Raw genomic sequence first — 19,356 nt, 5'->3', positions numbered from 1 at the left:
CTGAACAGGGTGGCCCCCGAGCGGGGGCCACCCCTCGGTTCATGACGCGGTGCCCTGCCCGGCCAGGTTGTTCTTGGCGATGACGTCCTTGATCTCGGCGTCGGCGTCCCGCAGGGCGCCGTCGATGTCCTTGCCCTGCAGCGCCTTCTCGATCGCCTTGCCGAAGGCCAGGCTGACGGCGAAGTCGTAGGTGGGCTCGGGCTTGGCGTGCGCCACGATCTGGTCCTCGATGGTCTTGGCCCAGATGTTCTCGGCGGCCGCGGGGTCGTTCTTGACCGCGTCGGCCACGGCGGCGCGCGGCGAGTACTTGGAGAACTTCGTGGTCTTGAAATAGTCCACGAGCAGCGTGGTGTCACCGGCCAGCAGCCAGGAGACGAAGTCGGCCGCCGCCTGCGGCTGCTTGGCCTTGCCGTCGACCACCAGCGTCCAGCCGCCCAGCGTGGCGGTGGGCTTGGTGGCGTCGCCGTCGAAGGACGGCAGCGGCGCGGCGCCGATGTTGGCCACCATCTTCGGGTAGTCCGACAGCAGCACGCTGGCCGCCCAGGAGCCGCACACCATCATCGCCGCCTTGCCCTGGCCCATCGGGTTGGCGTCGGCGTAGGGCGCCAACGGCTGCTTGGGCATGATGCCCTGCTGGTAGAGCGTCTGGTAGACCTGCAGCAGTTGCTTGTACTTGGGGTCGCTCGCCTTGGGCGTGGACCAGTCGTCGCTGATGGGCAGGTGTCCGGCGGCGTTCCACTGCAGGCCCCACGTCGACCAGGCCAGGTCGATCGCGGCGCCGGCCGTCACCACGCCCGAGACGTCCTTGGTGGTCAGTTTCTTGCCGTCGGCGATGAGCTCGTCCCAGGTGGCCGGCGGCTTGTTCGGGTCGAGCCCGGCCTTGGCGAACAGGTCCTTGCGGTAGTAGAGCACGGCCGACGGCTCGACCAGCATGGGGTAGGCGTACTTCTGGTTCTTGTACTGGATGGAGCCGACGACCGACTCCTTCAGCCCCGCCCACTTGTCGGCCGGGATCAGCGGCTCGAGCGCCTTGATCTGGCCGGTGCGGGCGAAGCCGGGCACCTTGTTGTAGTTGAGCGTGAACACGTCCGGCGTCTTGCCGGCCGCCTGCGCCGCCTTCATCTTCTGGTCCCACGCGTCGGCCGGTACGGTCACCAGCTTGACGACGACCTTCTTCTGGGAGGCGTTGTAGGCCGCCACGGCCTTCTTGTACCAGGCGTCCTCCTGGTCGGTGAACTTCTGCTGCCAGAGCGTGAGCTCGGTCTTGCCCTGGTTGGGGGTTCCGCTGCCGCACCCGGCGACCAGCACCAGCGCGGTCGCTAAGAGGACGAACTTTCGCACGACTGCTTCTCCTTCCGGAGATCGACGCTGAAGAGGAAGACGTTGTACGGCTCCCACAGCGAGAGGTTGAAATACACCCGGCTGCCCGAGCCCGGGTACATGAAGGGGGCGTACAGCCCCGGATACTCGGCGGCGTCGACGACGGGCTTCGGCTCGCTCCACGGGCCCCAGGGCTCGGCGCTCTGGCGCATGACGACCCCGGTGCCCTCCTTGAGGTACATCATGATCCAGGCGTCGGCGTAGTCGTTGCGCTGCACCGACAGCTCGCCGACCGTGTCGTCCACGACCAGCCGCGCGGCGCGCGCGTCCGCGCTCCAGCCGTGCGGGCCGTAGTACTCGTACGCCGCGGGGTCCTCCACCCGGCCGGCGGGGACCCGCGCCAGCCGTACACCACCGAAACGGCCGGCCGGGATGCCCCAGAAGTACAGCAGGTCGCCGTCGCGGGCCACGCTGACCTGCGCGAAGCCCGACTCGCCCGGCCAGGTCGGGGCGTCGAGCGTGCGCCAGGTCACGCCCTGGTCGTCGGAACGGGCCAGGCCGGAGCGGTTGACGTCCCAGTGGCCGGGCTCGCCCCAGTGGCGTACCGACATGTAGTGCAGGTACATGCTCTGCCCGACCGCGAAGCCGTAGGTCGGGATGACCGTCATCTCGGCGCCGTCGACCTTCTTCGACGGCAGCAGCTCCTTGGCCAGCCCCACCTCGTCGGTGACCATCCCGTCCAGCCGCAGCCCGTCAGACAGGTCGCGGTCGGCGGTGTAGCCCATGACGTTGGAGCGCCAGAAGCTCCTGCCCTCGCCGAAGGTGTCGCCGAAGACCAGGTACGTACGGTCTCCCATGGTGAAGACCGAGCCCAGGTCGGTGCCGTGCACGGCGTAGCCGTCCGTGAGGCCCGGCCCGGTGACCTGGGCGAGCTTGGTCAGGCCGCCCGGCGTGACGCACTGCATGCCGCCTCCTCGAGGGCCGCCGCACCCGGCGCCCCCACTGAGGAGGACCAGGGCGAGCACGGCGAGCACCCGCTTCACCAGATCGGCAGCCGGTCCGTCACCGGCGGCAGGTCGAAGGGCTTGTGCGGCAGCTCCTGGTACCAGAACGCCACCGACGACAGGTCGTCGCTGCGCCGGTTGTCGTGCCCGTGCTCGATCGTGACCCTAATCGAGCGGGTGAACGGCACAGGGTCCTCGATGTGGAAGCGGTACATGGAGATCTGGCCGCTCCAGTTGTCGCCGCCGGGGATCGTGATGCCGTGGTAGGGCGCGTGGTAGGTCTGCGAGGGGCACCAGGCGGTGTTGAAGTAGTCCTCGGTGCCGGTGCCGTGCAGGCTGGGCGGGAACGCCTCGCCGTCGATGAAGATCATGTCGTCGCCCTCGCCGTACCAGTTCCAGTCGGCGGTGCGGCGCAGGTTCGTCACGTTGAGCACGCAGCCCACGTAGTGGCCGCGGCCCTCGGCGTCGAGGATGACGTAGTTGCCGTCACCGTCGAGGTTCTTGCCGTCGAACAGGAACTCGGAGTTGGTCAGCTCCCCCTGCTCGAGGCCGTCGGTGGGGCACTCGCGCCGCCACTGGGCGTGGAAGCGGCCCAGCCCCTCGCCCAGCTCGTCGAACTGGTCGTAGTCGATGTAGTAGTAGAACCAGAGCACCTCCGACTCGCACTCGCTGGTCAGCTCGAACCGCGCCCCGGTGGCGAACGGCATGTGGAACCAGCAGTTGAACGCCTTGCCGTCCTGCGGGCTCATCTGCAACGGCGCGGAGACCATGTTGGCGGTGCGGGCGTGCCCGACGCCGAAGAAGTCCCCGAGCGGCACCAGCACGCTGGGGTGCTCCGCCCCGTCCCAGTACACCCGCAATACCAGCTTGCGCAGGAAGTCCCGGTCGGCCGTCTCCGGCGTGCCGGGGTCGCGGGGCGCGACCGTCATCCAGATGTGGTTGACCGATCCCGCCCCGCGCAGGTCCGCCAGCGTGACCGTCTGGCCTGGGCCGACGGTGATCCGGTCGTCGTTGCCTCCGGAGCGGTCCCAGCTCGATTCACGCCGGCGACGGTGGCTGCGGAGGCGCGGCAGGTCCCTGAGGCTGCTGCCGAACTGGCCGTAGGTCACGTTGGTTTCCCTCCGTACTGCGATAGTGAGAAATCGATTGCTGACGTCCTACTCCTGACCCGGGGCAGGGTCAAGGGGGCGTTACCGAATCGTCTTCGGCATCGGCTCTAGCGACGCACGACGGCGAAGTCGTCGGCCTGCAACCACATGTCTCCGTTGTCGGTCCAGATCCCGGCGAAGACCTCCACCGAACTCCGGCTTCCGCTGCTGAAGTTCACCGTGAAGCGGGTCCAGCGGCCCACGGCCCGGAAGTTGACCTCGTTGAACGGCAGGCCGCCCGGATCGCGCACGCCGAAGAAGCCGTTGTCGTTGTTGCCCGAGGTCCGCAGCCAGCCGGTGAGCGTGTAGTCGGTGTTCGGCGTGACCCGGACCACCTGGTGCAGGTCGTGCCAGCCGCTGTTGTACCGGACGAAGCCGTTGCGGTCGGCGGTGAAGGCCCAGGTGGCGTGGTCGATCCCGCAGTTGCCGTAGCAGCCCCACGGCGGTGAGACGGTACTCGCGGTCTGGCGTTCGAAGCTGGGGTCCTGGACCAGGTTGGGGTTGGCGATGGTGGCGTCCCTGTTCAGGGTGATCCGTATCAGGTAGACGTTGTACGGCGTCCACTCCGACATCGCCAGGTACAGCGACGAGCCGGACGACCACGGATGCATGAACCCGCCATAGAGCCCCGGATAGTCCGCCGAACTGGCCACCATCGCGGGCGAACTCCACGGGCCCGTGGGCGCCGGCGCCGAGCGCAGGATGATGTCGCTGCCCTGCAGGTAGGTCATCAGCCACCTGCCGGTGTAGGCGTTGTACTGCACCGACAGCTCCGCCACCGGCGCCGCGACCACGGGTGCGGCCAGCGTGTCGGCGCCCGCCCGCCAGGAGCTGCCCGTCCAGTAGCGGTAGGCGTTCTTGTCCAGCACCGATGCCTCGGGGGCCCGGGCCAGGTAGGCGGCGCCGTTGCGGCCGTTGGGCGTGCCGTACAGGTAGACGTAGCCGCCGCGGCGCACCAGCGCGGCCATCTGGAAGTGGTCGTCGCCGGTGGGGTTGTCCCAGCGCGGGCCGCCGGCGGTGGTCCAGTTCTGGCCGTTGTCGTCGGAGTAGGCGATGCTGGCGTAGTTGGTGTCCCACTGGCCGGGCGGGCCCCAGTGCCGTACCGACATGTAGGCCAGGTACTGGCGCGAGCCCACCGAGACGCCGGCGGTCGGGATGACGGTGATCTCCACGCCGTCGACCTTCTGGCTGGGGATGAGCTGCTTGGCGTGGCCGGGCGTGTCGGTGGCGGCGCTGGTGAACGACATGCCGTCGGTGAGGTCGTGGTCGTTGCTGCGCAGCAGGGTCTGGCTGCGCCAGTCGCCGCCGTTGGCGCCCGGCGGGCTCCAGCCGTCGCCGAAGGTGTCGCCGAACGCGGTCAGCACCTCTCCGGCTCCGTTGTCCCACATGATGCCCAGGTCGGCGGCGTTGATCTTCCAGTTCGCGTCGGTGGCGCTGACCGAGTCGGGGCCGCTCATCTTGGCCACCACGACGGCCGGTGACCTGGCGGTCGTGGCCTGCGCGGACCCGGCGCCGAACGCTGGGCCCGACAGGGCCACCAGCAGGGCGGTTAACACGAGGGGGGTGGTCTTCATTTGTCCCGGCACCTCCGTCCGAGAAAACGATTTCTCCACATTGTGGGGCCGACAGGCGGCCTGGTCAAGGAATAGTGTGAGTTGCCCCTGGGGCAGACGTCCAGTTTGTGCCCGAAATGGGGAATCGATTTCACGTCTGGACTGCTCGCAGACTCCGTTAGCTGGGCCAGGCCTTCCGCGGGCGGGTTGGAAATCATGGAACTCCTAGACCCTCCAGCAGGAGAGGAGCGCCTCATGAGCGAAGTTACGAGGCGAGGGTTATTGGGCGGGGTGGCGGTCACCGCGGGCGCCGCGGCGATCCAGTCGGCGGTGGAGGCGGCCGTGAGCGCGGGCCCCGCCGCTGCCGAGACCGCCGCCTGCCCCACGACCGGTCCCGTGACCGTCTACCCCGCCGATCCCCGCTACCAGGAGCTGACCGTCGGATACAACCAGCGCTGGGTGGGCGCGCCCGACTACGTGCGGCTGGTGAGCTCCACCGACCAGGTGGTGCGGGCCGTCCAGGAGGCGGTGTCCGCGGGCAAGCGGATCTCGGTGGTGTCCGGCGGCCACTGCCTGGCCCCGTTCGTGTTCAACCCCGACGTCAAGGTCGTCATCGACCTGTCGGGCTTGAGCAACGTCTACTTCGACCCGCTGCGCAACGCCTACGCCGTCGAGGGCGGCTGCCGCCTGTCGGCCGCCTACGACGCGCTGTACAAGAAGTGGGGCGTGACGATCCCCGGCGGGATGTGCCCCACGGTCGGCATCGGCGGCCACGCCACCGGTGGCGGCTACGGCTTCCTGTCGCGGCAGCTCGGCGCCGTGATCGACCACCTCGACGCGGTCGAGATCGTCGTGGTCGACCGCACGGGCACCGCGCGCGCCGTCGTCGCGAGCCGCGACCCGGCCGACCCGAACCACGAGCTGTGGTGGGCCTGCGCGGGCGGCGGCGGGGGCAACTTCGGCATCGTCACCAGGTTCTGGTTCCGTACGGCCGGCCTGGGCGGCAAGCAGCTGGTCAGCCCGCCCAAGGACGTGCTGCTCAGCGCGGTCGGAATCCCATGGAGCGCGCTGGACAGGACCAAGTTCACCGCCCTGGTGACCAACTGGGGATCCTGGTACGAGCAGCACGCCGCCCCTTCGGACCCGGCCAGGGTGCTGTCGGGCGTCGCCTCGCTGGCGCACCGGTCGGCGCAGAACATCTTCCTGCTCACCCAGGTCGATGCCACCGCCTCGGGCGCGCAGCAGCTGCTGTCGGACTACCTGGGCGCGCTCACCCAGGGTCTCGGCGTGGACGCGATCGTGGCCGCGCAGCCGGCGGCCAAGCTGCCGTGGCTGCACGCGGTCAAGCTGATCGCGGCCAGCATCCCCTCGTTCATCAACCCGACGCTGCGCGGCTCGTCCAAGTCGGCCTACCTGCGCAAGCCGTACACGGCGGCGCAGGCGGGAGCGATGTACGACGCGCTGAACCGCACCGACTTCAGCAACCCGGCCGGCGCGGTGACGCTGGCGGGCTTCAGCGGCGGGGCGATCAACGCGGTCTCGCCTACCCAGACGGCGCTGGTGCACCGCTCGTGCTCGTACTGGACGCTGTTCGAGACGCAGTGGCAGGATCCCGCGGCGGACGCGGCCAACATCGGCTGGCTGCGCGACCTGTACGGGTCCGTGTGGTCGGCCACCGGCGGCTATCCCGTGCCGGGCGAGCAGGCCGATGGCTGCTACATCAACAACCCGGACCCCGACATCACCGATCCGGCGTTCAACAGGTCGGGCGTGCCCTGGTACACGCTGTACTACAAGTCCAACTACGCCAGGCTCCAGCAGGTCAAGGCGGCCTACGACCCGCGTAACGTCTTCCGTCACCAGCAGTCGATCGCGCTGCCCTGACACAGGAGAAAGGGGCCCCCGAGGCGGGGGCCCCTTTCTCGTGAGCGGGGTCTTCAGCCGTCCATCGGGTGGCGGCGCAGGAAGCTGAGCGCCGCCTCCCCCACCGCCACCGGGTTCATGCTCTGCAACCCGTGCGTGGCGTTGGGGATGCCGCACCGCTCGGCCTGCGGCAGCCACTCCATGAGGAAGCGCTGTGTCTCGCGGAAGCCGGGCATCGCCGACTCGCTGTCCAGGCCCATGACCGCCAGGATCGGCATCGTGGGCTTGGGACCGAACCTGTCGGCCTCCGACATCTTGAAGCCCCACTGCGAGATGGCCGGGAAGTCGACGGTGAACGTGGTGTCGACGCAGGCCTCGACCCGGTCCCACACGTCGAGCGGACCCGTCATCTCCACCGCCGGCAAGAAGCTGGGCCCGCAGACCGACTCCATGTAGCGCTGCGCGGCGCCGAGCTTGTCGCCGGTCTCGTAAACCTTCATCGCACCCATGAAGGCGTCGATGTTGGCCTGGACCGCGTTGGGGTCCTCGCGCGGCAGGTACGGCTCGAGCAGGATCGCGCTGTGCGCCCGCTCGGGGTGCGACAGCAGGAACTGGAAGGCGATCACCCCGCCGAAGGAGAAGGCCATGATGTGCGCCTTCTCCAGGCCGAGGTGGTCGAGCAGCTCGCGGACGTGCTCGGCGCCCTCCTCGATGCTGAGGGCGTCCTTGTCCAGCGTGCTGCCGTTGTAGCCGGCCCGGTAGTAGCTGATGAGCTGGTAGCCCTCCAGCAGCGGCGGGTAGAACTTCAGCGGCGTGATCAGGCTGTCGGCGATGCTGGTGCCGTGGATGCACACGACCGGCTCGCCCTCGCCGAGCACGGCGTACCTGAGCTCGCCGTCGCTCACCTTCGCGCGCCTGTTGTGGTCGACGCTCCACTCGCGCCCGATGTACAAGGCGTTTCTCGTCATGATCTCTCCAGCAGTCCTGTCTCTTCGAGGCTGGGCACGAGGTCGAACACCAGGAACTCGAGGTAGTAGCGGCCCCACAGCAGCTGCCAGAGCGGGAACACCTCGTCGAACGGCTCGCCGCGGTGTCTGGCCAGCCGGTCCTCCATGTCCCAGATGACCGCGTTGAACTCCTCGGCGGTGAACGCGTGCCCGGTCTGGGCCGCGGCGGCGATCACCTCGTCCTTGGACCTGTCCTTGAGCTTGTCCACCAGTTCCGGCTGCGTGGCCAGGAACCGCAGGAACCCCAGTGCGCTCATGACACCAGCTCCTCGTCGGTGAACCTGGAGGCGACGTCCTTGACCAGGTAGTCGAGGTAGCGGCTGCCCCACATGGCGCGCCACAGGGTGCTGCCGCCGTCGAAGGGCTCGCCGTCCTGCACGGTGACGGCGGCCACCTCCAGCCGCCCGATCACCCGGGCGGCCTCCTCGGCGGTGAAGTCGTAGCCCTGGTTGCGGGCGTGGAAGAGCAGGCGGGGCAGGCTCATCGCGGCGTAGTCGTCCAGCCGCGGCGGGCTGGCTCCGACCTCTCGCAGGAACCTGACGAACTCGGTCTCGGCCACGCTAGCTCTCCAGGGCGTGCGTGATCACGTCGTCGATGGCCTTGACGTCGTCGGCGCTGAGGCCGAACGTGGCCAGGTGGCCGAAGACGCTGTCGATCTGGCGGAACTCGGCCCCGGGGATCATCTCGGCGAAGCGCCTGGACTCCGCGGGCGGGAAGAGGTTGTCGCCGGTGAGCGCGGCCACCGTCGTCTTGGCGGTGACACGCCCGAGCACCGTCTCCAGCGACTCGCCCGCCGCGCCCGGCCAGGAGGCCCGCGCCTTGCGCGCCTGCACCAGCACGTCGTTGGGGTCCTGCGGGAGCCAGAAGCCCTCCCAGAACCCGGCGACGAAGGCGTCCACGCTGTCGAAGCCGAGCGTGGGCCACACCTCGGCGCCCTCGTGGAAGAACGTGCGCGGCGGCGCGGTCAGCGCCGAGCCGTGGGCCACGCGCTTGAGGCCGCCGGCGACCGCTGCGGCGTCGCCGTACCGGCCGTCCTTGTACTCGGGGTCGGACTCCAGCGGCTCCTCGATCACCGTCCTCAGCCACAGCTTGGTCCACGGCGGCGGGGTCGGCGCGCCGGCGATCGGCGCGATGCGGCGCACGGTGTCGCCGAAGCGCAGCGCCCACTCGTAGACCTGGATGGCGCCGATCGACCAGCCCAGCACCAGGTGGATCCGGTCGACGCCGAACACCTCCGACATCAGCCGCCGCTGCGCGATCACGTCGTCGGCGATGGACACGGCGGGGAAGTCGACGCCGCCGCTGTTGCTGGGCGCGGAGGAGGGCGCCAGCCCGAAGTGGCCCGGCAGCACGATCAGGTACTTGCGCGGGTCGAGCGCGCGGCCCTCGCCGATCCAGCCGTTGAGCACCTCGGGCGGCGCGCCGAGGAAGGTGGGGAACACCACGGCGTTGTTCCCGGCCGCGTTGAGCTCGCCGAAGCTCTGGTAGGCGAGGCGGGCGGCGGGGAGCGTGGCGCCCGAGGTGAGCTGGAAGTCGCCTAGCTCGAAGAAGTTCATGCCTGGCTCTCCGATTCGAAACGCAGGATCGTCTTGATGTTCCGGCCGGCCCTGAAGTCCTCGGCGGCGGCCTGGATGTCGGCGAACGGGTACTCCTTGATGAGCGGCTCCATCGTCAGCCGCCCCGCGCGGATGAGCCGGGCCAGCAGCGCGATCAGCCTGTCGGGGTCGCTGTCGCCCTCGCACACGCCCAGGATCCGGCGCCCCGGCAGCAGCCGGTGCACGTCGATGGAGACCTCCACCCCATACGGCGGGGCCCCGACGACCGCGACGGACCCGCGCGGCGCCAGCGCCTCGATCCCGGCGCGCAGCACGTCGGGGTTGCCCACGGCCTCGACGACGTGGTCGACCCCGGCGCCGCCGGTGATCTCGCGCAGCGCCCCGGCCAGGTCGCCCTGGGTGGTGTCGACGGTGTGGGTGGCGCCGAGCTTGGCGGCCAGCTCCAGCTGGGCGGGGTTGCGGCCGACGGCGATGATCTCGCTCACCGGGGTGAGCGCCGCTGCCATGATCGCGGCCAGGCCGACCGCGCCGGTGCCGATGACCGCGACCGAGGTGCCCGGCTCGGGCCGCAGGGTGTTCCAGACGGCGCCGGTGCCGGTCTGCACGCTGCAGGCCAGCGGGGCCAGCAGCTCGAAGGGCAGGTCGTCGGGGACCTTGACCACGCTGCGCTGGTCCGCGATGGAGTGGCGGGCGAAGGACGACTGGCCGAAGAACCTGCCGCCGATCTGCTTGCCGTTCTGGCTGATCGGCGAGCTGCCGTCGGCGCGCTTGCCGCCGATGAGGTTGGTCGGGATCCACGTCGTGCAGTAGGCCGGGTGCCCGACGCGGCACGAGGCGCAGTCGCCGCAGGAGGTGAAGGTGAGGACCACGTGGTCGCCGGGCTTGACCTTGGTGACCCCGGGGCCGACCTCCTCGACGATGCCGGCGCCCTCGTGCCCGAGCACGCCGGGCAGCGGGAACGGGATGAGGCCGGCGGCCACGGTCAGGTCGGTGTGGCAGATGCCGGCGGCCTGCATGCGGACGAGGATCTCGCCCTGGCGGGGCGAGTCGAGCTCGACGTCCTGGAGCGTGAAGGGCGCTCCCGGTGATTCGACGACCGCGGCCTGAGTGGTGGTCACGGCTGGCTCCCTTCGGGGCGAGGGCTGAGTGTGTAGGTGCTGGTGAGGTGGGTCCACTCGGCCGGGCCCCACTCGGCGCCATGCCCGACGCCGGGTCCCGTGCCGTCGAAGGGGGTGACGTAGTAGCTGAGCAGGCCGGGTGCGCGGCGGGTCCAGATCGAGCCCTGCTCGTCGTGGTGGCGCTGCCCGAAGTAGAGCCGGTCGCCGGCCAGGCCGAGCAGGTCGTACTCCAGCGGGCAGTCGTCCACGCCGGGCAGGTCGATCGGCGGGCAGCCGCCGTGCGAGACGTCCTTCCACTCCCCCGGCGTCCAGCTGCCGGGGGCCGAGGCGATCACGTCGGCGTCGAACAGCCGCAGGCACACCTTGGTCCGGGAGAAGTTCGCGTCACGGGCTCCCGGGCTGGCGGTGCTGGGGGCCTGCAGCTCCCAGAACCCGGTGATGATCAGCTCGAACAGCCGCTGGGTGCAGTCGGGGTCCTTGTAGCTGTTGAAGTGGATGGCCCAGAACGGGCTGCGCAGCCAGAAATCGTCGATCCCGTAGATGCCGGGGAAGACCTCGGCGGCCACCGGGCTGCGCCATCGGCCGTCCAGATCCTCCAGCGTGAAGTCCGCGCTGGTCGCCGGGCCGGCTGTTCCGACACTCATCATGACTCCTTAGGACAGGGGGAGCAGCGCCGGCGGCACGTGCGCCCGCAGTTGCTCGGCGAAGCGGGCCGCGACCTGCCCGGCGGCCGTGACCGCCGGGGGCGCGCCGCCGGCACGCGCCGCCTCGGCGCACCGCTGGACCAGGACCTGCATCCGCTCGTGCAGCAGCGCCCACGACGGCTCGCGCCACGGCACGAAGTTGCTCATCGCGTAGTACATCTCGAAGGCGAATCCGGCGGTACGGCCGGCGTGCCCGGGACCGGCGGGCAGCGTGGTAAGCGCGGTGCCCAGCGGCCTGACCACGGCGGCCATCAGCCCGATCGCGACCCCGACCAGCAGGCCGAGCTGCTCGGTGGTCTCGTCGGTGTGGGTGAAGAAGCGGGTCAGGGTGTGCAGCACCAGCTCGTAGGCGACCGTCGCCAGCTCGGCCACCCGGCGCGCGACCGGATCGGTGAGCAGCGGCCTGGGCTCGGCGAGGTCGAACGGCTGGCTGAGGTAGGCGGCCAGGGTGGGGCGGGCGGGTTCGAAGGACGGGTCACGGCGGCGTAGCTCGCCGTACTCCTCCCACATGGCCAGGAAGCGGCCGTAGTGCGCCGTCCGCCAGTCGCCGCGCGAGCCCTCGCCCTGCTCGATGATCATGTCGATCGCGGCGAGCGCGGAGTCCAGGCCGGTCACGGCGATCAGCTGGGGCCAGCGGAACAGCTCGGGGGTGGCCTGGGCGCGCGGCGAACCGATGAAGACGGCCCGCTCCCCCAGCCGCGAGGTCAGATCCTTCAGCCCCTCCTCCAGCCCGCGGTACAGGTGGCCGATCGTGGCGTACTCCTGCCCCTTGGGCATCAGCGCGCCGGGGTCGAGCCCCTCACGCGGCGGGGCGCCGGGCACGAACGTGGCGGCGTCCTGCAGCTGCATGCCCTCGGGACGCTCCAGGTACAGGAAGTGCCGCAGCGCCTGCTCGCCGAAGGGCAGCAGGTCGAGCCGGAAGCCGGCCGGGAAGTAGCCCGACAGCTGCGGGAAGTTGGGCCGGCCGAAGGTGGGCGCCGCGCCGATGGCCGCCATCAGGTTGGCCACCAGCGCCATGTGCAGCATCTCCTCCACGGCGATGTCGTGCAGCACCTTGCGCCAGCGTCCGACCGCCTCGGCCTGCTCCTGGGTCAGGCCCTCCGCGGTGCCGTCCTTGAGGCTGAACTCGGCGAACAGGTACTGGCAAAGGATCATGTGCTCAAGCTGGGCCGCCTCGGTGAGCAGGAACCACAGGTGTTCCCTGTTCGCGACCACGATTCTGGGTTCGCCCATGAGTCAGCCGTTCTGCAGCACAGCGCGGTAGCGCACCTGCCCGGCCTCGACACGCTTGAGCACGTCGTTGACCTCGTCCATCGCGTAGGTCTCGACGACCGGCCTGACCTTGCCCGAGGCCATCAGCGTCAGCACCTCGACCAGGTCGGAGCGGTTGTTGTGGGTGCTGCCCTTGATCGAGCACTGCTTGAACAGCAGCGTCATCATGTCGTCGATCTTCAGCGGCCCCGTGACGCCCATGGTGACGAGCCGGCCGGCGTAGCGCAGGCCTGACAGCACCTTGGCGACCAGCTCCGCCGAGGTCGTGGTGGCCAGGATGATGTCGGCGCCGCCCGCTTCGGCCAGCGTCCTTCCCGGGTCGTCGCCCGCCACGATGCCGTCGACGGCGCCCAACTGCTTGGCGTAGTCGGCCTTGTCGGGCGAGGTGGTGAGCACCACCACCTCCAGGCCGATCGCGGTGGCCAGCTGCACGGCCATGTGGCCGAGCCCGCCGACGCCGAGCACGCACACCCGCTCGCCCGGCTTGGGGTCGGCGTTGCGCAGCCCGCTCATCGAGGTGAAGCCGGCGCAGAACGCCACGGCCGCGTCGGTGTAGGACAGGCCCTCCGGCAGCAGCGTGCAACCGGACTCCCAGGCCAGCATCAGGTCGGCGTACCCGCCGCCGAGGTCCATCCACGTCTGGGTGTGCTCGCAGCGGACGGGCCGCGCGCTCTGGCACTGCACGCAGCGGCCCTCGCCGCGCTGCATCCACGACACGCCGACCCTGTCGCCCACGCGCAGCGTGGTGACGCCCGGTCCGAGCTGCACGACCTCGCCCACGGGCTCGTGGCCGGGGACGATGGGCAGCTGGACGGGCCAGTGACCGCGGTGCACGAGCACGTCGCTGAAGCACATGCCGCATGCGTGGATGCGGACGACCACCTGGCCTGGTCCGGCTACGGGGTCGGCCACCTGCTGGAACTCCCACGGTGAGTTCAGTCGTGTGATCACGGCTGCTCGCACGGTTTCCTCCTTCGCCGGGGGATGCCACGATAAGTACGGCCTGAGCGGCGAGGGGACCCGCACTTAACGCAGCAGGGTCGCCAACAGATGTGTAATCTGAATTACATGGTCAGTCTCTACGAGCACGCCGGCGGCGACGAAGCGCTGCACAGAGTCGAAGAGGCGTTCTACGCCAAGGTCCTCGCCGATCCGGTGCTCAAGCCGCTGTTTCCCGAGCGGCGCCCGCACCACGTCGAACACCTGACCTGGTTCACCGCCGAATCGTTCGGCGGCCCCGGCCGCTTCACCGAGCGCCTGGGCTTCCCCTACCTGATCGACGCGCACCGCGGCCTGCGCATCACCGACGAGCAGCGGCAGCGCTTCGTGGAGCTGTACCTGGAGGCCTTCGACGAAGCCGGGCTGCCCGGCGACGAGGCGTTCCGCGAGGCGGTGCGCTCGCACGTGGAGTTCGGCTCGCACGTGGCCATGCAGAACTCGCTGGCCACCACCGACGACGAGCTGCATCCGCTGCGCGAGGTGCCGCGCTGGACCTGGGACGAGCAGACCTGACGCAATCCGCCCGAGAGCGGGCCGGATTCCGCCGCGCCAGGGACGGCGCTGATACCAAGGAATCATGCAGGCTCTCGTCGCCATCGCTCTGGCGGGCGGCCGCGGGGTTCGCGCCCGGCCGCTGACGCTGGAAGGCCCGGGTCATATCCGTAGCAAGGCGGCCGTCTCCTTTCTGGGGCGGCCGCTCATCGAATGGCAGATCGCGGCGTTCCGCGATCAGGGAATCTCCCGGTTCTACGTGGCGGCCAACGGCCGCGAGAACCGCTACCAGGTCAAGGAGGCGCTCGGCTACGGCGAGCGGCTCGGCGTCTCGATCCGCTACTCCCGCCCGCGTTCCGACAGGCACAACACCGGCTCGGGTCAGGCGACGCTGGCCATCCTGGAGGAGTACGACCTGCGCGGGCACGCGCTGGTGTTCCCCACCGATTCGCTGTTCGAGTTCGACCTGGCCGACCTGGTGCGCGACCATCTGACCGGCGGGGCGGTCGTCACCGTCGCCACCGTCACCAGGAGCGCGGAGCAGGTGGCCGGCACCTACGGCGCGGTGGAGATCGACGGGGACATCGACGGCGGCGGCTGGATCAGGGCGTTCGTGGAGAAACCACCCGCGGACGTGCTGGCCAGGATGCCGGTCGATCCGGCCAGGGTGCCGATCAACGCGGGGCTCTACCTGATCGACTGCGCCAGGCTGCGGGAGCTGGGCGCGACGGCCGAGCTGGGGGCGCTGGCCGGGCGGCAGCTCGACTGGGGCGGCGATCTGCTGCCCTGGCTGCTGGCGCACGGTCACAAGGTGCGCAGCTCGCCCATCGGCAAGATCGGCGATCTGGGCAACCCGCGCGACTACCTGCTGACCATGGCCGAGGCGATGGGCGGCGGCTACCCCAGCCTGCGCCTGCCCGGCGAGCCGGTGATCCACGAGTCGTCGCTGGTGCGCCGCGACGCGGTCAGCGGGATGACGCTGGCGGCCAAGCTGGCCAGCGGGCTGGTCCAGGTCGGGGCGAACGTGTGGATCGGGCGGGACGTCGAGGTCGGGCCGGGCGTGGTGCTGGACGACTGCTACGTCGGCGACGAGGCGGACCTGCATCCGTGGTGCCGCCTGCGCCGGGTGGCCTGCCTGGACGGGACGATCATCGGGCCGGGGGCGCGGCTCAGCGACGCCCATGTGGGCATGATGGCGCAGGTGGACTCCTCGCTGCTGCGGCCCACCGTGATCGACGGGTTCACCGCGCTCGGCCACGAGGTGCGGGTCGACGAGGGCGCGCACCTGACCGGGGTCACGGTCTACCCGGGGGTGAGCGTGCCCGTGGGCGCGGGGGTGCCCGCGGGCGCCCGGCTCACCGGCTGAGCGCTCGCCCGGGGTATCAGTCCTCCTCGAGGTCGTAGTGCAGGCGGCTCTCGATGGCGTAGGCGTGCGGGGCGTAGCCGGTGCGCAGCTCCTGGAAGACGGCCCAGGCCGCGTGCGTGTCGCGCTCGGTCGGCAGGCCCGCCTCGCTGGCCAGCCGTACGGTGTCGGAGAAGTTGCGCTCCTCGCGGCCCTGCAGGCTGACGGTGATCGGCGGCAGCCTGATGCACAGCTCGCTCGCCAGCCGCTGCAGGCAGCGCGTGCCGGTGTCCAGCAGGGCGCGGGTGTGGGCGGGCGCCCAGGCAGGCGCCAGCGACTCGGTGAGCGCGGCCACGTCGAGCACGATGACGGCGGCCTTCAGCCAGTCCAGCTCGCCGGAGGGCCGGCGGAAGGTGAGCGTGGGGTGGGCGACGTGGGTGCTCTCCACCTCGGTCATCCAGCCCGTCCACTCCGAGAACAGGGTGTCGAGGTGGTCGCGGGTGCCGGTCCTGAGGAAGGCGGCCAGCAGCGCGTCGGCGTCGCGGGGCCGGCACACGCTGCCCGCCAGCCGGGCCACCAGGCGTTCCCGCCGGCCGTACGCCTCCATGAAGCGCAGCAGGTAGGCCGCGATGGCCACCAGCAGCAGCCCGGTGGACAGCCACTCGATCCGCTGCAGCGGCGTCTCCGACAGCAGCGCGAATCCGGTCCGGCTGGCGCCCAGCCACAGCGCGCCGACGGTGAAGATGGCCAGCGGCGCGTTCAGGTCAAGCAGCGGCTCGCGGATCCTGCGCGGCAGCCGGCCGGCCAGCGCCACGATGGTGGAGGCGTACGCGCGCAGGGTGCCGCGGATCAGCCGCGACGGCCTGCCCCTGGGGGTGAACACGGTGAGCAGCATGCTCACCCAGGCCGCGACCAGGAGCACGCCGCCGAGCAGGGCAGTCACCATGTGCACCATGGTGAGGCCAGCTCCGGTTCCGCCCCAGAAACGGTTGATGCTGGCACTCCCGATTCCAGGTCCAGCGCTAGCCGGCGCGCAGCCGGGTGGCCAGCTCCAGCAGCGTGCTCGGCCCGAGCAGCAGCCGGACGGGCACCTCGACGCCCAGGTCGCGGCGGATGCGGTCCCTGAAGCGGGTGGCCAGCACCGAGTCAAGCCCGAGCAGCGTGAGCGGCACGTCCACGCCGATGTCGTGCCCGGGCACGGCCAGCACCTGCGCCGCCAGCCCGGCCACCACGCCCGCCACCTCGGCGTCCCGCATGCCCGCCAGGTCGTAGGCCCTGGCGGGCAGTTCCGCGGCGGCGGGCTCGGGGGGCAGCACGGTCCCGGCCTGGTCGGGCCAGAAGCGGCGGCGCTGCCACGGGTAGGCGGGCAGCCGGAGGTGCTCGCCCAGCGGGTAGAGGCGTTCCCAGGCGGGACGGCAGCCCAGCTCGAAGGCGCGGCCCAGGGCGGCGTGCAGCGCGTCGGTCTCGGGCCGCCCGCGCTCGAGCGACGCCACCACCGCGCCGCGGGCGCCGGAGGCCGCGATCTCGTCCTCGAGCGCGGGCTGTAGCAGCGGGTGCGGGCTGATCTCGACGAACACCGTCGGCCGCTCCTGGGTCAGCGCCGCCCTCGCCGCGGCGGCGAACCGGACTGGCAGGCGCAGGTTCTCGAACCAGTACCCGGCGTCCATCTCCTCGCCCTTGACGGGTGCGTCCCAGGCCGTGGAGTGGATGGGGACGGCGCCCGCCTCGGGCCGCAGGTCGCTCAGCTCCCGCAGCAGCGGCGCGCGCATCGGGTCGACCTGGGGCGCGTGCGAGGCGTAGTCCACCTGCACCCGCTTGCCGAACACGCCCTTGGCCAGCAGCGGAGCGACGACCTGGTCGAGCGCGGCGGCCTCGCCGCTGAGCACGGTGGAGTGGGAGCTGTTGATCACGCCGACGCAGACCTGGCCGGCGTGGTCGCCGATGGCCTCGCGGGCGGCGTCCTCGCCGAGGCCGATCGCCCACATGGCGCCGCGGGCGTGCGACTCGCGCAGCACCCTGCTGCGGCGGCAGACCACGGCCGCGCCGTCGGCGATGCTGAGCGCGCCGGAGGTGACCGCGGCGGCGATCTCGCCCATGCTGTGGCCGATGAGCAGGTCGGGTTCGACGCCCCACTCGCGCCAGACGGCGGCCAGGGCGACCTGCATCGCCCAGATCGTCGGCTGGATCTGGTCCACGTGCTCGAGCGGCCGCTCCCGGCGCAGCAGGTCGGCGGGCGACCAGCCGAGCTCGGCCCGCACGGCCCGCGCGCAGCTCTCCAGGTGCCGCGCGAAGGCGGGCAGGCGCTCGAGCAGGTCTCGGCCCATGCCGGTCCACTGGGCGCCCTGGCCGGGGAAGACGAACACGACCTTGGGCTCCTTGCGCACGTAGGTGCCCTCGCCCGCCTCGCGCAGGGCGGCGGCCAGCTCGCCCGCGTCGGCGCCCACGGCGGCGATCCGCAGCTCGTGCCTGGTGGTCCTGGCGCCCGCGGTGTAGCAGAGGTCCTCCAGGGGAGGCTTTGCGTCGAGCAGGTCGGCGTAGGAGGCGGCCAGTTCGCGCAGCGCGTGCGGGTCGCGCGCCGAGACCGGCAGCACGTAGCCGGGCCTGGCGGGTGCGGGCGGCTGCGGCGCCGGTCGCGGCGTCTCCGACAGCACCAGGTGGATGTTGGCGCCGGACATGCCGAAGGAGCTGATGCCCGCGATCGCCGGCCGCTCGTCCTGCGGCCACGGCTGGGTGAGCATCGCCAGCTCGACAGCGGTGTACGGCCGGCGGAGGATGTCGTGGGGCCGGTCCACGTGCAGGGTCGCCGGGATGGTCCGGTGGCGGATGGCCAGGCACGTCTTGAGCAGCCCGGCCAGCCCGGCGGTGAACTCGGTGTGGCCCAGGTTGGACTTGACCGAGCCGACCAGGCAGCGCCGGTCCTCAGGCCGGCCCTCGCGCAGCACGAGGTCCAGCGCGGTCAGCTCGGTGGGGTCACCGGCGCGGGTGCCGGGTCCGTGCGCCTCGATGTAGTCCACGTCGCACGGCGCGACCCCGGCGTCGAGGTAGGCGCTGCGCAGCATCTCCTCGTGGCCCTCCAGCCCGGGCGCCACCATCGAGCCGCCGGTGCGGCCGTCGTGGGTGGCCGAGCTGCCGAGGATCACGGCGTAGGGGGTGTCGCCGTCGGCCAGCGCCCTGGACAGCGGCTTGAGTATCACCGCGGCCACGCCCTCGCTGCGGACGTAGCCGTCGCCGGCGACGTCGCCGAAGCGGCACTGGCCGGTGCTGGACAGCACGCCGGCGTCGGACAGCGCGAAGTACAGGTCGGGCACGATCTGCAGGTTGGCCCCGCCGACGATGGCCAGGTCGGCCTCGCCGTTCCACAGCGCCCGGCAGGCCACGTGCACGGCCAGCAGCGAGGTGGCGCACGCGGCCTCCACGCCCATGCTGGGGCCGCGCAGGTCCAGCCGGGTCGACACGCGCCCGGGGAAGATGCCGGAGACGGCGGCGCCGAGCGCGGCGTGCATGTCGTACATCCCGGCGCGGCGCAGCAGGTCCCAGTAGCCGGACGACAGCAGGCTGGTGTAGACGCCTGTCCTGGTGCCGGCCAGGCTCTCGGCGGGGATGCCTGCGTCGGCCAGCGCCTCCCAGATGGCCTCCATCAGGATGCGCTGCTGCGGATCCATCCTGAGCGCCTCGAACGGGGAGATGCCGAAGTACCGGGCGTCGAACCCGGTGATGTCGTCCAGGTAGCCGCCGGCCCCGCGCAGGACGCCGGGCCGCCTGCCGCGCTCGGTCTCGTCCGCGAACCTGTCCTCGGGGATGGTGCCGACCACGTCCCGGCCCTCGCGCAGCACGTCCCATAACTCGCTCATGCTGTCCGCGCCAGGCAGGCGGCATGCGGCGCCGACGACGGCGACGGGGTCCCGGCCTTGGTTGAGGTTCATGGTTCCATTCCCATCCACGCGCTGAATTCGCGCGTTGCATTTGATGGTGGGCGAC

17 protein-coding genes are annotated in these 19,356 nt (G+C 71.0%); 3 read left to right on the top strand and 14 right to left on the bottom strand.

Annotated features, from left to right (window positions below; genetic code table 11):
* Positions 1–39: 39 nt before the first annotated feature.
* The 4 genes from ACIBHX_RS06090 to ACIBHX_RS06075 all read right to left on the bottom strand — a co-directional run bounded on the left by ACIBHX_RS06090 (position 40) and on the right by ACIBHX_RS06075 (position 5,046).
* Positions 40–1,341 carry an ABC transporter substrate-binding protein gene (locus tag ACIBHX_RS06090; RefSeq protein WP_397064682.1) on the bottom strand — a complete coding sequence of 434 codons (1,302 nt, stop codon included), beginning with the start codon at positions 1,339–1,341 and terminating at the stop codon, positions 40–42.
* A complete protein-coding gene (locus ACIBHX_RS06085) occupies positions 1,320–2,285 on the bottom strand; it encodes a DUF4185 domain-containing protein (protein ID WP_397064680.1) in 966 nt (321 codons plus the stop codon). The genes ACIBHX_RS06090 and ACIBHX_RS06085 overlap by 22 nt, the downstream gene beginning before the upstream one ends.
* A 74-nt stretch (positions 2,286–2,359) precedes the next feature.
* Positions 2,360–3,433, bottom strand: coding sequence for a glycoside hydrolase family 172 protein (locus tag ACIBHX_RS06080; protein WP_397064679.1), 1,074 nt, complete (start codon positions 3,431–3,433; stop codon positions 2,360–2,362).
* A gap of 107 nt (positions 3,434–3,540) precedes the next feature.
* On the bottom strand, positions 3,541–5,046 hold the full coding sequence (locus ACIBHX_RS06075; protein WP_397064677.1) for a DUF4185 domain-containing protein: 1,506 nt from the start codon (positions 5,044–5,046) through the stop codon (positions 3,541–3,543).
* 234 nt (positions 5,047–5,280) lie between these two features.
* On the opposite strand from ACIBHX_RS06075, the gene ACIBHX_RS06070 reads away from it, so the two are divergent.
* Positions 5,281–6,909 (top strand): FAD-binding oxidoreductase, encoded by a 1,629-nt coding sequence (locus tag ACIBHX_RS06070; RefSeq protein ID WP_397064676.1) that lies wholly within the window; start codon positions 5,281–5,283, stop codon positions 6,907–6,909.
* Between the two features lie 53 nt (positions 6,910–6,962).
* Here the strand turns inward: ACIBHX_RS06070 and ACIBHX_RS06065 are convergent, their stop codons facing one another.
* The 8 genes from ACIBHX_RS06065 to ACIBHX_RS06030 are packed head-to-tail and all read right to left on the bottom strand — an operon-like array spanning position 6,963 to position 13,508.
* The gene (locus tag ACIBHX_RS06065; RefSeq protein ID WP_397064674.1) at positions 6,963–7,856 is read right to left on the bottom strand and encodes an alpha/beta fold hydrolase; all 894 of its coding nucleotides are present in this window, start codon (positions 7,854–7,856) and stop codon (positions 6,963–6,965) included.
* Positions 7,853–8,152: a hypothetical protein gene (locus tag ACIBHX_RS06060; protein WP_397064672.1), complete on the bottom strand. Its 300-nt coding sequence runs from the start codon at positions 8,150–8,152 to the stop codon at positions 7,853–7,855. Before ACIBHX_RS06060 ends, ACIBHX_RS06065 begins: the two co-directional genes overlap by 4 nt.
* On the bottom strand, positions 8,149–8,454 hold the full coding sequence (locus tag ACIBHX_RS06055) for a hypothetical protein (protein WP_397064671.1): 306 nt from the start codon (positions 8,452–8,454) through the stop codon (positions 8,149–8,151). The genes ACIBHX_RS06060 and ACIBHX_RS06055 overlap by 4 nt, the downstream gene beginning before the upstream one ends.
* A 1-nt stretch (position 8,455) precedes the next feature.
* Complete coding sequence (locus tag ACIBHX_RS06050) at positions 8,456–9,451, bottom strand: alpha/beta fold hydrolase (protein WP_397064669.1); 996 nt, start codon at positions 9,449–9,451, stop codon at positions 8,456–8,458.
* Complete coding sequence (locus ACIBHX_RS06045) at positions 9,448–10,569, bottom strand: NAD(P)-dependent alcohol dehydrogenase (RefSeq protein ID WP_397064667.1); 1,122 nt, start codon at positions 10,567–10,569, stop codon at positions 9,448–9,450. Before ACIBHX_RS06045 ends, ACIBHX_RS06050 begins: the two co-directional genes overlap by 4 nt.
* The gene (locus ACIBHX_RS06040; protein WP_397064665.1) at positions 10,566–11,213 is read right to left on the bottom strand and encodes a hypothetical protein; all 648 of its coding nucleotides are present in this window, start codon (positions 11,211–11,213) and stop codon (positions 10,566–10,568) included. The genes ACIBHX_RS06045 and ACIBHX_RS06040 overlap by 4 nt, the downstream gene beginning before the upstream one ends.
* Positions 11,214–11,222: 9 nt before the next feature.
* Entirely contained in the window at positions 11,223–12,506 is a 1,284-nt protein-coding gene (locus tag ACIBHX_RS06035) for a ferritin-like protein (protein WP_397064664.1), read from the bottom strand.
* A 3-nt stretch (positions 12,507–12,509) separates the two neighbouring features.
* Entirely contained in the window at positions 12,510–13,508 is a 999-nt protein-coding gene (locus ACIBHX_RS06030) for an alcohol dehydrogenase catalytic domain-containing protein (RefSeq protein WP_397064663.1), read from the bottom strand.
* 105 nt (positions 13,509–13,613) lie between these two features.
* On the opposite strand from ACIBHX_RS06030, the gene ACIBHX_RS06025 reads away from it, so the two are divergent.
* Both ACIBHX_RS06025 and ACIBHX_RS06020 read left to right on the top strand, forming a co-directional pair.
* The gene (locus tag ACIBHX_RS06025) at positions 13,614–14,057 is read left to right on the top strand and encodes a group II truncated hemoglobin (protein WP_397064661.1); all 444 of its coding nucleotides are present in this window, start codon (positions 13,614–13,616) and stop codon (positions 14,055–14,057) included.
* Positions 14,058–14,121: 64 nt separating this feature from the next.
* Positions 14,122–15,402, top strand: a complete 1,281-nt coding sequence (locus tag ACIBHX_RS06020) for a sugar phosphate nucleotidyltransferase (RefSeq protein ID WP_397064659.1) — start codon at positions 14,122–14,124, stop codon at positions 15,400–15,402.
* A 16-nt stretch (positions 15,403–15,418) separates the two neighbouring features.
* Here ACIBHX_RS06020 and ACIBHX_RS06015 read toward each other — a convergent pair whose 3' ends face one another.
* Both ACIBHX_RS06015 and ACIBHX_RS06010 read right to left on the bottom strand, forming a co-directional pair.
* Entirely contained in the window at positions 15,419–16,324 is a 906-nt protein-coding gene (locus tag ACIBHX_RS06015; protein WP_397064658.1) for a hypothetical protein, read from the bottom strand.
* Positions 16,325–16,400: 76 nt separating this feature from the next.
* Positions 16,401–19,301 (bottom strand): type I polyketide synthase, encoded by a 2,901-nt coding sequence (locus tag ACIBHX_RS06010; RefSeq protein WP_397064656.1) that lies wholly within the window; start codon positions 19,299–19,301, stop codon positions 16,401–16,403.
* Positions 19,302–19,356: the final 55 nt, after the last annotated feature.

The sequence above is a fragment of the Nonomuraea sp. NPDC050536 genome (genome assembly GCF_044457685.1).
In the GTDB taxonomy this organism is placed as follows: domain Bacteria; phylum Actinomycetota; class Actinomycetes; order Streptosporangiales; family Streptosporangiaceae; genus Nonomuraea.
Note: the sequence above shows the minus strand (reverse complement) of the source record. Positions and strands in the feature narration are given on the sequence as shown.